This window comes from Mesorhizobium erdmanii USDA 3471 (genome assembly GCF_000472705.1).
Classification (GTDB): Bacteria; Pseudomonadota; Alphaproteobacteria; order Rhizobiales; family Rhizobiaceae; genus Mesorhizobium; species Mesorhizobium erdmanii.
In genome coordinates this window covers 348,277-362,687 of the sequence record NZ_KI421453.1, presented here as the reverse complement: position 1 = coordinate 362,687, position 14,411 = coordinate 348,277, and the positions used below count along the sequence as shown (strand labels likewise).

At 63.5% G+C, this 14,411-nt stretch carries 11 protein-coding genes; 4 read left to right on the top strand and 7 right to left on the bottom strand.

The window, feature by feature from the left end; translation table 11 throughout:
- Window positions 1-7: 7 nt before the first annotated feature.
- The 4 genes from A3AU_RS0129135 to A3AU_RS0129120 all read right to left on the bottom strand — a co-directional run bounded on the left by A3AU_RS0129135 (window position 8) and on the right by A3AU_RS0129120 (window position 4,935).
- Complete coding sequence (locus tag A3AU_RS0129135; RefSeq protein ID WP_027056039.1) at window positions 8-1,549, bottom strand: trimethylamine methyltransferase family protein; 1,542 nt, start codon at window positions 1,547-1,549, stop codon at window positions 8-10.
- A 21-nt stretch (window positions 1,550-1,570) separates the two neighbouring features.
- On the bottom strand, window positions 1,571-2,539 hold the full coding sequence (locus A3AU_RS0129130) for a D-2-hydroxyacid dehydrogenase (protein WP_027056038.1): 969 nt from the start codon (window positions 2,537-2,539) through the stop codon (window positions 1,571-1,573).
- 10 nt (window positions 2,540-2,549) lie between these two features.
- On the bottom strand, window positions 2,550-3,458 hold the full coding sequence (locus A3AU_RS01000000136260; RefSeq protein WP_032918322.1) for a dihydrodipicolinate synthase family protein: 909 nt from the start codon (window positions 3,456-3,458) through the stop codon (window positions 2,550-2,552).
- Window positions 3,459-3,522: 64 nt separating this feature from the next.
- Window positions 3,523-4,935, bottom strand: coding sequence for an MmgE/PrpD family protein (locus tag A3AU_RS0129120; protein WP_027056037.1), 1,413 nt, complete (start codon window positions 4,933-4,935; stop codon window positions 3,523-3,525).
- A 173-nt stretch (window positions 4,936-5,108) separates the two neighbouring features.
- On the opposite strand from A3AU_RS0129120, the gene A3AU_RS0129115 reads away from it, so the two are divergent.
- From A3AU_RS0129115 to A3AU_RS0129100, 4 genes are all read left to right on the top strand, one after another.
- Complete coding sequence (locus A3AU_RS0129115; RefSeq protein WP_027056036.1) at window positions 5,109-5,996, top strand: LysR substrate-binding domain-containing protein; 888 nt, start codon at window positions 5,109-5,111, stop codon at window positions 5,994-5,996.
- A gap of 183 nt (window positions 5,997-6,179) precedes the next feature.
- Window positions 6,180-7,835 (top strand): ABC transporter substrate-binding protein, encoded by a 1,656-nt coding sequence (locus A3AU_RS0129110; RefSeq protein WP_027056035.1) that lies wholly within the window; start codon window positions 6,180-6,182, stop codon window positions 7,833-7,835.
- Between the two features lie 121 nt (window positions 7,836-7,956).
- A complete protein-coding gene (locus tag A3AU_RS0129105) occupies window positions 7,957-10,377 on the top strand; it encodes a GcvT family protein (RefSeq protein WP_027056034.1) in 2,421 nt (806 codons plus the stop codon).
- A 107-nt stretch (window positions 10,378-10,484) separates the two neighbouring features.
- Window positions 10,485-11,387 (top strand): SMP-30/gluconolactonase/LRE family protein, encoded by a 903-nt coding sequence (locus A3AU_RS0129100; RefSeq protein WP_027056033.1) that lies wholly within the window; start codon window positions 10,485-10,487, stop codon window positions 11,385-11,387.
- Window positions 11,388-11,472: 85 nt separating this feature from the next.
- Here A3AU_RS0129100 and A3AU_RS0129095 read toward each other — a convergent pair whose 3' ends face one another.
- The 3 genes from A3AU_RS0129095 to A3AU_RS0129085 all read right to left on the bottom strand — a co-directional run bounded on the left by A3AU_RS0129095 (window position 11,473) and on the right by A3AU_RS0129085 (window position 14,193).
- Complete coding sequence (locus A3AU_RS0129095) at window positions 11,473-12,375, bottom strand: allantoinase PuuE (RefSeq protein WP_027056032.1); 903 nt, start codon at window positions 12,373-12,375, stop codon at window positions 11,473-11,475.
- A gap of 48 nt (window positions 12,376-12,423) precedes the next feature.
- Window positions 12,424-13,491: a pyridoxal phosphate-dependent aminotransferase gene (locus A3AU_RS0129090; RefSeq protein WP_027056031.1), complete on the bottom strand. Its 1,068-nt coding sequence runs from the start codon at window positions 13,489-13,491 to the stop codon at window positions 12,424-12,426.
- Between the two features lie 201 nt (window positions 13,492-13,692).
- On the bottom strand, window positions 13,693-14,193 hold the full coding sequence (locus A3AU_RS0129085) for a peptide deformylase (RefSeq protein ID WP_027056030.1): 501 nt from the start codon (window positions 14,191-14,193) through the stop codon (window positions 13,693-13,695).
- Between the last annotated feature and the right edge of the window lie 218 nt (window positions 14,194-14,411).

Genomic DNA, 14,411 nt, shown 5'->3' with positions numbered 1-14,411 from the left:
TCATGCTCTAACCTTCCGGATTGGCGGCAATCTCCTCGCGGCGGCGCGCGACATAGGCGTCGAGTTCCTCGCGGATCGTCGGGTCCATCACCGGCTCTTCATAGTCGTGCAGGGCTTGCTGCCAGAGCTCCGTCGCCCGCTCCAGAGCATCCTTGCCGCCGGCTTCCTCCCAGGCGCCATGGTTCTGCCAGTTGGAGAGCATGGGCTGGTAGAAGGCGGTGGTGTAGCGCGACATGGTGTGCTCGGCACCGAAGAAATGGCCGCCAGCCGGCACAGATTTGATCGCCTCGAAGCCGAGGTCGTCTTCCTGGAACGGCAGCGGCCGCAGGAATTCCATCATGTTCTGCAGGATCTCGACATCGAGCACGAGCTTCTCATAAGACGCCGTCAATCCGCCCTCCAGCCAGCCTGCCGCATGGTAGATCAGATTGGCGCCGCCGAGCACCGCGCCCCAGGTCGCCATTTCGGTCTCATAGGCGGCCTGCAGATCAACCACGTTCGAGGCATTTGCATTTGAGGTGCGGTAGGGGAGATTGTAACGCCGCGCCAACTGGCCGGCGATGATGTTGGCCTTGGCATTCTCCGGCGTGCCGAAAGCCGGCGCGCCCGACTTCATGTCGACGTTCGAGGTAAAGGCGCCGTACATCACCGGCGTGCCTGGATTGACAAGCTGGGTCAGCATCACGCCGAACAGCGCCTCCGCGTTCTGCTGGCAGAGTGCGGCGGCAAGCGTCACCGGCGTCATCGCACCCATCAGGGTGAAGGGGGTGACGGTCACCGGCTGGCCGTGCTCGGCCATGGCGATCAGCCCTTCCGCCATCGCGTCGTCGAACAGGCGCGGCGAGTTGATCGAGATGATCGTTGTCACGCCAGGCGAGGCGCGCATCTCCTCGACGGAGATGCCGCGCGCGATCGCCATCATGTTGATCCCGTCCATGGCCCGGGCGCGGCCGATCGCGGTGCAGTGGAAGGAGAGATCGCTCAGCGTCAGATTGGCATGGTAGGTATCGAGATGGCGCGCATTGGCCGGCAGCTCCATCGGCGCCACTACCTGGTTGCCGATGATATGGATGGCGTTGAAGTGGTGCGCCAGCCGGATGAAGTTCTGGTAGTCGGGCAGATTGCCCTGGCGGCGGCCATTGATGCGATCATGCACATTGGGCGGACCGGCGACTAGGCCGAAGACCAGAGAATTGCCGCCGAGATGCACCTGCTTCTCGGGATTGCGGCTGGTCAGCGTGAAAGAGGACGGCACCGCCCGCAGCGCCTCGTTCACCAGGCTTTCGTCGATGCGGATGGTCTTGTCCTCGCGGTCGACGATGGCGCCCGCTGCCGCGAACAGATCCATCACTCGCTCGCTCATGACGCGGATGCCGAGTTCCGACAGGATGCGCATCGATGTGTCGTGCAGCCGCTGCATCCGCTCTTCGTCGAGCATCTGCATAGGCGGGTAGGGGTTCTTCACGTGTTGCCAGGGCAGCTGCGCGATGCCGCCGCCGCCGCGTCCGACCTTCGCCCTGCGGCCGCCGCCGCGCCTGTCCTGTGTCATGAGACTGCTTTCCTCTCGGTTTTAGTAACCGCGTTCCGGACTGACGACATTCTCCAGCGGCTCGCCGCGGCGGTAGCGCGTCAGATTGTCGGTGAACATGCGCACCGACTTGATGTCCCAGCCGTCATGGACAGCCGCGCAATGCGGCGTGATGGCTACGCTGCCGTAGCCCCACAGGGGATGGTCGGCCGGCAGTGGTTCGGTTGCAAACACGTCGAGCGCCGCGCCCTTGATTTTGTTGCCGTCGAGGGCTTGGAGCAGCGCGGTCTCATCGACCACGCCGCCACGCGAGATATCGATGAGCACGGCGGACGGCTTCATTGCGGCAAAGGCCGCTTCGTCGAGCAGCCCGCGCGTGGTCGGCAGCAAAGGCACACAGCAGATAATGAAATCGGCACGGTTGACCAGTGGCAACAGCGCGTCAACGCCATGAACCTCGTCCAGACTTGGTGTCGGTTTGGGGCGCGCGCGGATGCCCAGCGTGAGCATACCCATCGCCCGCGCCCGTTTGGCGACGGCCTCGCCGGTCTTGCCGAGGCCGATGATGAGGACCGTCTTGCCCTCGATCGGCTCGACACGGCCGCCGCCCCAGATGCGTGCCTGCTGCCTGCGCTCAAATCCGCGCAGGTCGAGCGAAAAGGACAGCATGGCGCCGAGCGCGTATTCCGCCAGCATGCCGGCGGCGACGCCGGCAGAATTCGTCACCGTCAACCGTGCCGGATCCCAGCGTCCGAGATGATCGGTGCCGGAGCCGCCGATCGAGACCCATTTCACGGTTGGGCTTTCGACCAGGGCCAGGCGGGGGTATCGCGGCGTGCCGTCGAAGCGGACGGAATAAACCACTTCCGCCGCCACGCGTCCGATGAGCTCGGGCAGGGCGGCGTAACTGTCGCAAGCATGGACTGCGAGGTCCGGATGCGTCTCCATGAGCACGGCCAGCGCCGCGGCCGGCCGGTCGGTGTGCAGGATGACGGATGGGCGACGGGACATGGCGCCGGTCTCAGTTCCGGCCAATGTGATCGGCCGAAGAGCCGAGCGCGGCGAGCAACGCTTCCCCATTGGCCAGGGTTGCATTCTCGTGCGGAGCGCGCAAGTTCAGCCAGCGTTTGTCGCCGGAGCGCACCGCAAGCACGGCCTTCATCGCCGGGATCAGGCCGGCATCCTGGATGATCTTGCGGAATTCCTTGATCGCCGCATCCGCTTCGGCAACGTCCTCTCCGGCCAGCGTGCGATCGTAAAGCGAGCGGATGGCCGCGGCGTTGAGGTTGACGGTGGCCGAGATGCAGCCTGCCGCTCCGTTGGCCAAGCCCTTGGTCAGTTGCGCTTCCGAACTCGGGAACACCGCAACGCTGGGTGCGGCCGCAATCACCGCTGCGGTGTTGTCCCAGTCGCCGGCGCTGTCCTTGTAGGCGACGACGGTGCCGGGAAACGCCGCGCTCAGCCGGGCGGTCAAGGCCGGACTCACCGGCACGCCGGAGTTCTGCGGGATATGGTAGAGGATCATCCTCATTGCCGGGTTTGCAACCCGCTCGATCAGTTCGCCGTAGTAGCGCGCCTGGCCGTTGTCGCCGGCGCCGGTGTAGAAGAACGACGGCAGCACCATCACGCCGGCGCAGCCAAGCCCGACCGCGTGCGCCGACAGTTCCACGGTTTCCGGCAAAGCGGTGACGCCGGTGCCGGGCATCAGACGGCTGGGTGAAATGCCGGCTTCGATCAGCCATTCCAGCGCTTGCATGCGCTCACCGAGCGACAGCGACAGCGCCTCGCCGGTGGTGCCGAAAGGGGACAGGAAATGCGCGCCCTGATCCAGCACCCATTTGGCATGCGACACAAAGAGATCGCGTGCGATGCTGCCGTCATCCGCGAACGGTGTCAGGATCGGTGCGATGGTTCCTTGCGGGCGGGTCATGCGTGTCCTCTGTGCGTGATGGGTTCCGTGCAGTGTGTTGACCGTCGCTGCCGCCGTCCGGCCGCTACCACGCTGGGCGTTGGAGCATCGTGGTGATCAGGGGAGGATCGTAGAGCAATGCCGAGAGGTCGCTGAAGAGGCTGTCGCGGTCATTGAGCGACAACACCGCGTCGCGGATCGCCTCGGCGCGGCCTTGTCCGAGCACCGGCGCGGCGAACTCCATGTACTTGGCCACGATCTCGGTTTGCGTCAGCGGCGCTTCCGGTCCGCCGCGCGCATGGACGTCGCCCGAGACGAGGATCCGCCCATCCGATGTCGTGATCGCCACGTCGGCCCAGCGGCCCGCCGGAAAACGGGCGCTGTGGCGCTCCGACTCGAGGACCGTGATGCGGCTCAGCATATCCGCGACCGCAGCATCTTCCAATCCGCTGCCGGAAATGTGCTCCAGTCCGATCCGGCCATGGACGATGAAGGTCGCGACGGCGAAGCGCAGGCTGTACTGCGCCTTGGAGGTCGTGTCCGGCATGCCGTCGAACAGCGTTGCGGCGTAGTGGAAGCTGTTCACTTCGACGTGGCTGATGTCGGCGGGTTCCAGATTATGCGCCTGGCAGAGCCCGCGCGTCGCGTCGATCGCGGCATGCGCCCAGCGGCAGATCGGGTATGGCTTCACATACTGATGCAGCACCTGCCAGAAGGCGCCGAGATCCTGCCAATGATCGGCGACTTCGGGCTCCTCGATCGTGATCGCCGGCGCACCGGTAAAGCCGCGTTCGGCGAGCACGGCGGCGGACAGGCCGATCAGCGTGCCGACGCCCGAGCCGTCATGCAGCATCGTCGGGTTCGCGATCTCGCGCATCATCTGGCTGCGTGGGCCGTGATACTCGGCAATGCCAAGCGCCTGGCGCAGCTGATTATCGTTGAGCCGTCGCAACCGCGCCGCCACCGCGACCACGCCCAGCGCGTTCCAGGCGCCCGATGTATGGTAGTCCGATACGGTTGCGTGCAGCGCGATGCCCGCCCGGCCGGCAATTTCGTAGCCGACGATCAGGGATGCCAGGGCCTCCGGCCCGCTAAGGTCGGGGCGTGCCTCGGCAAGCGCTGCCAGTGCCGGCACGACGGCGACGCCGATATGGCCCTTGGTCGGGCTGTACCCGTCATGGCCGTCGAGATTGTCGATCTGTGTCGCGGCCGCATAAGCAGCTCCCGCGATGCTGGCGCGGCGGCCGTCGAAAAGCATCCGTGCCGAATGCCGCGGGTCGGTCGAGCCGTAGAGAAGCGTTGCGGTGTCGCGGGCAATCCGGCCGGCTTCCATTGGACCCGCGGCAATGGCGATACCGATTGTGTCCAGCAGGAGATAGCGTGCCTGCTCGAGGACAGAGGCGGGGAATGCGGCCGCCGGCCGCCGTAACACGAAATCGGTGAGACGAACGGCAACGCTGGTACTCGCGTCAGGCCCTTCACGCCGATGCGACGGCATAGCCACTGGCAATACTCCCCTCTGCGTCACGACATCATTAATTTGGGTTCATCGTGCTTTCACGCAATTAGTTCGGCGGCATTGGCCAAAAAAAATGACGCCTTGCGATCCGGCACGATTGAACGCCGGCCCGTCTGTGGGATAGCTATTCCTACGTCTTGCAGGAGTTAGCGATGAAGCCGCCACCCCCGTTGAACTATATCAGATCCTTCGAGAGTTCGGCCCGGCATCTCTCCTTCACCGCCGCCGCGAACGAACTCGGATACACGCAGGCCGCGGTCAGTACGCATGTACGCGCGCTCGAACATTACATCGGACGGCAATTGTTCATCCGCTATCCGCGCAGTCTCAAGCTCACCGAAATGGGGGAGGCCTTCCTGCCGACCTTGCGCCAGGCCCTCGATCAGATCGACCAGGCGACGGAGGCGATCGTGACCTCCTCGCGCAACCGCACCGTCGTCGTCTCCTGTCCGATGAGCCTGGCGGAGAACTGGCTGGCCGGCTGCATGGCCGCGTTTCGCAAGAAACATCCCGAGATCGAAATCGTGCTGCACGGCACGATCTGGGAGGATATCAGCGAACAGATCGCCGACATCACGATTTCGACGCGGCGTTTCGACGACCGCCCGCCGGCGGGCATCCCGCTATGGAACGATGAGCTGTTGCTGCTGTGTGCACCTTCGCTGCTCGAAGGCGAGCATGCCGTGAAGGTCCCGGCAGATATCCTCAAGGTGGACTGGATCTTCGTGCACGGCCGCCAGGAATACTGGCAGGTCGTTGCCACCGCGCTCGGCGTCGACATGGACGACCACGACAAGGGGCTGTCGACGAACGCCTCCAACATCGCGCTCGAACTCGCTGCCATGGGGGCCGGATTGGTCGCCACCCAGCGATCGCTTGCCCACGCCTATCTGCGTCGCGGACTGCTCGTCGAACCCTTTCCGGTTCGGCCGCCAAGCCCCTGGAATTACTATCTCACCGAGAGCCAGCTGTCGAAAGGCAACATCGCGCGCATCGTGCGCGAATGGATCCTGTCACGGGCGCGCGAAGACGGCGCCTGACAGCGATCGGCGAGCCCGCACTCAAAAAATTGACACGCCAATGGCGTCGTTTTTTTAGGTCTTTAGGGCCGGTTTTTGGCGGTTCTTCAAGGTTCGAGCCCTTCCGGGATTTTTGCATCGCCCCTAACATGGATATCGCAAGGGGAATGTAACGGGCGGAAAGCCCTGAACCGGAGAACAACGATGACAATGTTCAAGAGCAACGGTGATCGCCTCCCGGCGGTTATCGAAAGCTACGCAGCCGAAGTCAAAAGCGGCAGGATGGATCGCCGCGAATTCCTGGCCATGGCAAGCGCGATGGGCGCTTCCACGGCGTTCGCCTATTCGATGGCCGGTATCGAGCCGGCCAAGGCCACGACGATCGTGCCCGGCAAGAAGGGCGGCATCCTCAAGATGCAAATGATCATCAAGGACATGAAGGATCCGCGCTCCTGGGACTGGTCCGAGATCGCCAACGTCATGCGCCAGTGCAACGACTACATGATCCGTTACACCACCGACTTCACCTTCGAGGGTCATCTGGTCGAGACCTGGGAGGTGAGCGACGACGCAACGGAATACACGCTGCATCTGCGCAAGGGCGTGAAGTGGTCGAACGGCGACGAGTTCAACGCCGACGACATCGTCCATAACATCGAGCGGTGGTGCGACAAGGCGGCCGAAGGCAATTCGATGGCCGGGCGCATGAACTCCCTGATCGATCCCGCCACCAAGAGAGCCGCAGCCGGCGCTATCACCAAAGTCGACGACCACACGGTGAAGCTGAAATGCCATCAGTCCGACGTCACCATCATTCCGGGCTTTTCCGATTATCCGGCGGTCATCGTCCATCGCGACTTCGACAAGAACGGCGCCGACATGCTCAAGACACCCGGCACCGGTCCCTATGAGCTGATTTCGTACAAGGTCGGCGAGTCGGCTTCGGTGCGGCGGCGCAAGGACTTCACCTGGTTCGGCGGTGAGCCCTATCTCGATGGCGTCGACTGGACCGACTACGGATCGGACGCCTCCAACCCCGCCATCGGCAGCGCCTTCGAGGCCGGTGAGATCGACTGCAACTACCAGACGGTTGGCGGCACCGTCGACCTCTACGACAGCATGGGGCTGGTCAAGGAGCAGGTGGTCACCGCCGGCACCATCGTGCTGCGCACCAACGTGACCAACAAGCCCTATGACGACAAACGCGTGCGCAACGCCATCCAGCTCGCTGTCGACAATGAGACGGTGCTGAAGCTTGGCTACAGCGGCCTCGGGCAGGTCGCGGAGAACCACCATGTCTGCCCGATTCATCCGGAATACTACGCGCTGCCGAAAGTGCCGCGTGACATTGCCAAGGCCAAGGCGCTGATGGCCGAGGCCGGCCAGACGGATCACGAGTTCGAGCTGATCTCCTACGATGCGGACTACGTCAAGGACCCGGCCGACGTCGTCGCCGCGCAGATGCGCGAGGCCGGCTTCAAGGTCAAGCGCACCATCATTCCGGGCTCGTCGTTCTGGAACGATTGGACGAAATATCCGTGGTCGACCACCGACTGGGGCATGCGGCCGCTCGGCGTCCAGGTACTGGCGATCGCCTATCGCAGCGGAGAAGCTTGGAACGAGTCGGGTTACGCCAATCCGGAGTTCGACAAGAAGCTCAATGCGGCGCTCGCCGTGGCGGACGTCGACAAGCGCAAGGAACTGATGAAGGATGTCGAGCTCACTCTGCAGGACTCCGGTATCCTCGTCCAGGCGTTCTGGCGTTCGCTCTACCGGCACCACGCGACCTATGTGAAGAACCTCGGCATGCACCAGACATTCGAACTGCAGCTGGACAAGGTCTGGCTCGACAAGGCCTAGGGCCGGCCGCAGCAAACATCTCAGGGGCGCATGTTGCGCCCCTGAACTCGCCGGGCGGCTGCGATTGACCCGTAAGCCAGATCAAACGCCAAGATAAAGTCGCCGAACAAAGGGAAGAAACATGCGTACTCATGCACAAGCCGTCGTCATCGGCGGTGGTCTGATCGGCTGCTCGATCCTCTATCACCTTGCCAAGTTCGGCTGGACGGATGTCGTCCTCCTGGAGCGTAGCGAACTGACCTCCGGTTCCACCTGGCATGCGGCGGCCAACATTCACGGCCTGCATGATTCCACCAACATCAGCCGCCTCCAGCACTACACCATGGCGCTCTACAAGGAGTTGGAAGCCGAGACCGGCCAGGGCTGCGGCATCTTCCAGCCGGGCTCCCTCTATCTCGCCCAGACCGAGGCGCGCGAGCATCAGCTGAGGCTGCAGGAAGCCAAGGCGCGGCGTTACAAGATGAATTTCTACGAAGTCGCGCGTGACGAGGCCGAGCGGCTGCACCCGCTGGTCGACTTCGACGGCATACGCTGCATCATGTACGAGCCGGAAGGCGGCAACGTCGATCCGTCCGGCGTCACCGCTGCCTACGCTGCGGGCGCGCGCCAGCGCGGCGCCGAAATCCATCGCTTCACGCCGGTCACCGCGACCGAGGCGCAAGCAGACGGCAGTTGGATCGTGCGCACGCCAAAGGGCGACATCCATACGCAATGGGTGATCAACGCCGCCGGCCTGTGGGGGAGGGAGGTGGCCGCGATGGCTGGCCTGCAACTGCCGCTGATCCCGACCGAGCACCAGTATTTCGTCACCGAGACCATCCCGGAAATCGCCGCCATGGGCCGCCGCTTGCCCTCCGTCGCCGATCGTGACGGCGAGTACTATCTGCGCCAGGAAGGGCTCGGCCTGCTCATCGGCGCCTACGAGCGCAAGATGAAGTTCTGGGCCGAGGACGGCACGCCGCTGGACTTTGGCCACGAACTGTTTCCCGACGATCTCGATCGTATAGAGGAGAACATGCTGCGCGCGATCGCCCGTGTCCCTGCCGTCGGCACCGCTGGCGTCAAAAAAGTGATCAACGGACCGATGATCTGGTCGCCGGACAGCGCGGTGCTGTTCGGGCCGGTGCCCGAACTCAGCAATTACTTCTGTTGCAATGGCATCATTCCCGGTTTCTCGCAGTCAGGCGGCATGGGCAAGCTGGCGGCCGAGTGGATGATCGAGGGCGAGCCTTCGCTCGACATGTTTGCCTGGGACATGGCGCGCTTCGGCCACTGGGCCGGCAAGGCCTTCACCAAGGCTCGCGTCCACGACCAGTACAGCCATCGCTTCAAGATCCATTTCCCCAACGAGGAACGCGCCGCCGGCCGGCCGGTGCGGACCAGGCCTGCCTATGAAATGCAGAAGCGGATCGGCGCCGTTTTCGGCCTCAATTTCGGCTGGGAGCACCCACTGTGGTTCGCTGCCGAGGGCGAGCCGCGAGAGGAGACGATCGGCTTCACGCGCCAGAACTGGTGGGGGCCGGTGGGCCGCGAGGCACGCATGCTGCGCGAACGCGCCGGCATCATCGACATCTCCAATTTCGCCAAATACGAGGTCAAGGGCACAGGTGCCGAGGCCTGGCTCAACGCACTGTTCGCCAACCGCATGCCGAAGAAGATCGGCCGCTCCTGCCTGACGCCGCTGATCGGCAAGCGCGGCGGCATTGCCGGCGACTTCACCGTGACCAGGCTCGCGGATGACGAATTCATGGTCATCGGCTCCGGCATGGCCGAGCGCTTCCACCAAAGGTTTTTCAAGGCCGTCCCCTTGCCCGAGGGTACGACCTTCCGCTCGCGCACCGAGGACCTCTGCGGCTTCAATGTGGCCGGACCGGGCTCGCGCGACCTGCTGCAGCGCCTGACCAACGAGGATCTGTCGAACGAGGCATTCCCCTTCATGCAGTCGCGCCGGATCACCGTCGCGGGCATCGATGTGGTGGCGCTCAGAGTGTCCTTCACCGGCGACCTTGGCTGGGAACTGCATTGCAAGGCCACCGACCAGGTCGCGCTTTACGGCGCACTGCTCAAGGCCGGCAACGAAGTGGGCGCCGGACCGGTCGGATCGCGCGCGCTGATGTCGCTGCGCGTCGAAAAGGGTTACGGCAGCTGGAGCCGCGAATACTCGCCCGAATATTGGCCGCAGGAGGTCAAGTTCGATGGCCTTGTCAAACTGGACAAGGGCGAATTCCTCAACCGCGATGCCTATGCCGCTATCGCCGAAAAGCCGGCCCGCGATGAGCTCATCATGCTGTCGATCGACGCCAGGGATGCCGACGCGACCGGCGGCGAGCCGATCTTCCTCACCGACGGCACGCCGATCGGCCAGGTCTCATCAGGCGCCTACGGCTACTTCGTCGAGCAGTCTCTGGCGCTCGGTTATGTCAAGGCGGGTTCCGCCAGGGCCGGCGACAAGGTCTCGGTCGCCATACTCGGAAGGCCGCATGAGGCGATCCTGCTGCCGCATCCGCCCTTCGACCCCGAGGGCAAGCGGCTGCGCTCGTAGAAGCTCGGCATTCGGGCGAAGCAATCGACGAAAACCGTAGCCGGCCGGAAACGCCGGCGAAGCCGAACGAGGAAGATTTCGACCGCCTGAAAACAAAGGGGAATCGCATGATCAAACGGCATCTGCTCGGCACCATGTTTGCCCTGGCCCTGACATGCTTCGCGCACGCCGGAGACGTCAAGGTCATCAATGAAGACGCATGGTTCGCCGAAGGTCCGATCTGGTACCAGGACAAGCTCTTCTACGTCGAATATGGCCGAGGCACGGTGACCGTCTGGGACGGCAAGAAGAACAAAATATTCTGGAAGATGGATGGTTGTGGCCCTTCAGCGGTGTTGCCGACGACCACTGGCGAGTTTCTTGTCACTTGCTACGACAGCAACTCGATCGGCCGTATCTCAGCCGACGGCAAGACGCTGCCGGCCTATGACAAGGACACGGACGGCAATCCGTTCAGCGGACCGAACGACTTCGCGCCCGACAAGGATGGCGGCATCTATTTCACCGGGTCCGGCAAGGGCGGGCCGCTCATCGACGCCTCGGCCTATTACATCGGCAAGGACGGCAGCGTGAGGAAGGTTGCCGGCGACCTGCACAATGCCAATGGCCTCGTCATGTCGAACGACGGAAAAGTTCTCTACCTGGTCGAGACCGAGGATAACAGGATCATCGAGTTCGACGTCCAGCTCGACCACACCTTGAGCAATCGTCGCGTCTTCCTGCGCCTTGACGATCTGTTCCCGAACCAACCGCATATCTGGCCTGACGGCATCAAGATGGACAAGGCCGGCGAGATGTATATCGGCCAGAGCCCGCGCTCGCTCGACGCGCCAGGCAAGATCATCGTCGTCGACAAGGATGCAAAGCTGCTGCGCACGCTTTCGGTGCCGTCGCCCTCCATGCCGAACTTCGCCTTCGGGCCCGACGAGAAGGAGCTCTACGTCATGGCGCTCGACCAGATCGATGCGGCGCCCTGGCACGGCAAGGTCTACGAGGTTCCGAACAAGTAGAGGCATCGCCGGCGGCCGGACCAATTCCAGGAAAAGTGTGAAACGGTTTTCCGCCCGGGACTGCGTCAAAACAATGCCGCCGGCCTCAGCCGCCGAACCGATCCAGCCAATGCTGGGCGAGGTCGGAGCGGCGGCAGATCCAGATGTCTGGATTGGCCTTGATCTTGTCGAGAAAGCGGGCGAGGCCGATCATGCGGCCCGGCCGGGCGGCCAGCCGGCAGTGCAGCGACACCGTCATCATGCGCGGTGTCTTCTCGCCTTCGGCCAGCAGCCAGTCCACGCCATCGCTGACATATTCGAAGAACTGGCTGCCAGTCTCCAGGCCGGAGCCGCGCGAGAACCGGCTGTCATTGTTGTCGAAGCTGTGCGGCACGACCAGATGCCGCTTGGCATCGACGTCGACAAAATAGGGCAGGTCGTCATTGTAGTCGTCGCAATCGTAGAGGAAGCCGCCATGTTCCGCCACCAGCCGCCGTGTGTTGAGGCTGGGCCGGCCGGTGTACCAGCCAAGCGGCCGAATGCCGGTCAGGCGCTGGACGGTGTCCACGGTCATCGCGATGTGATCGCGTTCCTCGGCCTCGCTCAGCGGCGCGTAATCGATCCAGCGCCAGCCATGGCAGACGATGTCGCTGCCGAGCGCCGCGATCGCCTTGCCGGCGGCCGGATTGAGTTCCAGCGCCCTGCCGACGACGTAGAACGTCGGAATGATGTTCTTTTCCTTGAACAGCGACACCAGACGCCAGACGCCGACGCGTGAGCCGTATTCGTAGAGCGATTCCATGTTGCGATTGCGCAGGCCCGGCACCGCCGGTGACACGGCAAGGTCCGACAGGATCGCCTCGGAGACACCGTCGCCCTCGCCGATACTGTATTCGGCGCCTTCCTCATAGTTGACGACGATGTTGAGTGCGAGCTTGGCGCCGCCGGGCCACAGCGCGGCTGGCGGCTCATCGCCATAGCCGATGAAGTCTCGGACGGGCAGGTACATCTCTCAAATCTCCCAAGGATGCAGTCTCGAAACAGGCGGTCGCCGGATCTATTCACCGCGCATGTCGATCAGTATGCGCAGCGCCCAATCCATCATCTCTTGCGGGCCGACGGTCGCGCGCAAACAATCGGTGAGGCCGTAGCCGCCCAGGCCCCGCACGATGAGATCGGCGCCGCGCAAGGCTCGCTCGGCCGCCTCCGTGGCGGCTGCGCCGGAGAAGCGGATCAGCGCGAAGTTCGTCCGGCTCTCGGGAACATCGTACCCGGCAGACCGCAGATCACGCACGAACCGGTCGCGAATTCCGGCTGTGCGGGCCACCGTCTCGCGCATATAGGCTTGGTCTCCCACGGCTGCGACAGCCATTGCCAGGCTTGGCGTCGTGACCTGGTTCGAATTCTGCATCTTGCGCACTTCGGCCGCGACCGAAGGCGCGAACACGCCCCAGCCGACGCGCGCCCCGGCCAGGCCATAGGCCTTGGAGAGGGTGCGCAACACCACGGTGTCGTCGCGCCCGGCAAGCGCAAAGATCGGCCCGGGGTCTTGGTCGTCGAATTCGCCGTAGGCCTGATCGATCACCAGGAGCACGTCCGGCCGCAACGCCGCGCGCAGCCGCAGCAATTCGCTGTTGCCGATACGGGTGCCGGTCGGATTACCGGGATTGCAGACGAATACGATGCGCGTTGCGGGCGTGACGGCAGCCAGGATGCTGTCGATCGAAACAGTGAAGTCGTGCTCTGTCGCCTTGACGTAGGTCGCACCGACACGCGCGGCTGCGGATGCCACGAAATTATAGGCATAGGCGGTGCCCAGCACCTCCTCGCCTGGCCCCGCAAACGTCGCGACGGTGCAACTGATCAGGTCCATCGAACCGGCGCCGCACAAGATCAGGTCTCGTTCGATCCCATAGGCGTGCGCGATCGCCTCGCGCAGTGCCGTCCAGTCCGGGTCGGGATAGAGATGGCTGCGGGCAATCGCCTCCTGTCCAGCGGCGATCGCCTTGGGGCTAGGCGGAAACGCGCTTTCATTCTGGGCAAGGGTTGGCCCGTCATAGCCACCGAAGTTCGCAAGCGCGAAGGCGGACATGGCCTCGATATGAGCGGCTGCTTTCAGCGGCACGCTGCATCCATCGGAATTCGGATGTCGATCATCGCGCGCACCCTTTTATTGGACCGGCTCTTGGGCAGGCTACAATCCGCCAGCATGTTCACAAGCAAAAACTTACCGCGCAATGGCTCCGGAATTCTGGCCCTTCGGGGAACCGCAAAACGAGTGATCGAGATGGCGGTCGCTGATGTCGTCCGACCCAGGACCTCGGCGCTAAAGGCGCCGTTGCTGTTTCTGGTATCGTTTGACAAGTCGCTCCCGCTTCAGGCGGGAGAGCCGCTCGATCCAGAAGAGGCCGTCGAGCTGGTCGATCTCGTGCTGGTGGCAGACAGCGAGCAGCCCCTCGGCTTCCTCGACGGCTTCGTCGCCGTCGAGTGTCTGGTAGCCGATACGGACGCGCGCATGCCGCTCGATCTCTTCCGTGACACCAGGCATGGACACGCTGCCTTCGACATGGCGGATCATTTCGTCCGATGCCCAAAGGATGGTCGGGTTGACGTAGCAACGCGGGCCAATCGTCGGCGACACTTCGATGACCACCAGCCTCTTCAGCATGCCGATATGAGGCGCGGTGATGCCGATGCCTGGAGCCGCGTGCATTGTCTCGGTGAGGTCGTCGGCAACCCGGCGCAGCTCGTCGTCAAAGACCGATATGGGCTCGGCGACGGAGCGTATACGAAGGTCGGGAAATCTCACGATCGGCCGTATCGTCACCTGTCACTCCCGCGTCTGACGATTGCTGACGCCAGGCAATCGAAGAGGCCCGGCTCCTTTGGACTTTGATCCATTGACAAGGGTCGGGTAACCGCACAAGTCCACGCTTCCATGGCCTCCGGTCTGGTTAGGCCCAGCCTAAGCAGAATTATCGAAAATCATTATTTGTGCATCGCACACAGCGTGCTTTTCTGCCGTCGCCGGCTGAAAGAGAAACA

Bases quoted from the DNA above. Each gene is read 5' to 3' on its own strand.
- A3AU_RS0129135 (WP_027056039.1), bottom strand. From the start codon at position 1,549: ATGACACAGGACAGGCGCGGCGGCGGCCGCAGGGCGAAGGTCGGACGC.
- A3AU_RS0129130 (WP_027056038.1), bottom strand. From the start codon at position 2,539: ATGTCCCGTCGCCCATCCGTCATCCTGCACACCGACCGGCCGGCCGCG.
- A3AU_RS01000000136260 (WP_032918322.1), bottom strand. From the start codon at position 3,458: ATGACCCGCCCGCAAGGAACCATCGCACCGATCCTGACACCGTTCGCG.
- A3AU_RS0129120 (WP_027056037.1), bottom strand. From the start codon at position 4,935: ATGCCGTCGCATCGGCGTGAAGGGCCTGACGCGAGTACCAGCGTTGCC.
- A3AU_RS0129115 (WP_027056036.1), top strand. From the start codon at position 5,109: ATGAAGCCGCCACCCCCGTTGAACTATATCAGATCCTTCGAGAGTTCG.
- A3AU_RS0129110 (WP_027056035.1), top strand. From the start codon at position 6,180: ATGACAATGTTCAAGAGCAACGGTGATCGCCTCCCGGCGGTTATCGAA.
- A3AU_RS0129105 (WP_027056034.1), top strand. From the start codon at position 7,957: ATGCGTACTCATGCACAAGCCGTCGTCATCGGCGGTGGTCTGATCGGC.
- A3AU_RS0129100 (WP_027056033.1), top strand. From the start codon at position 10,485: ATGATCAAACGGCATCTGCTCGGCACCATGTTTGCCCTGGCCCTGACA.
- A3AU_RS0129095 (WP_027056032.1), bottom strand. From the start codon at position 12,375: ATGTACCTGCCCGTCCGAGACTTCATCGGCTATGGCGATGAGCCGCCA.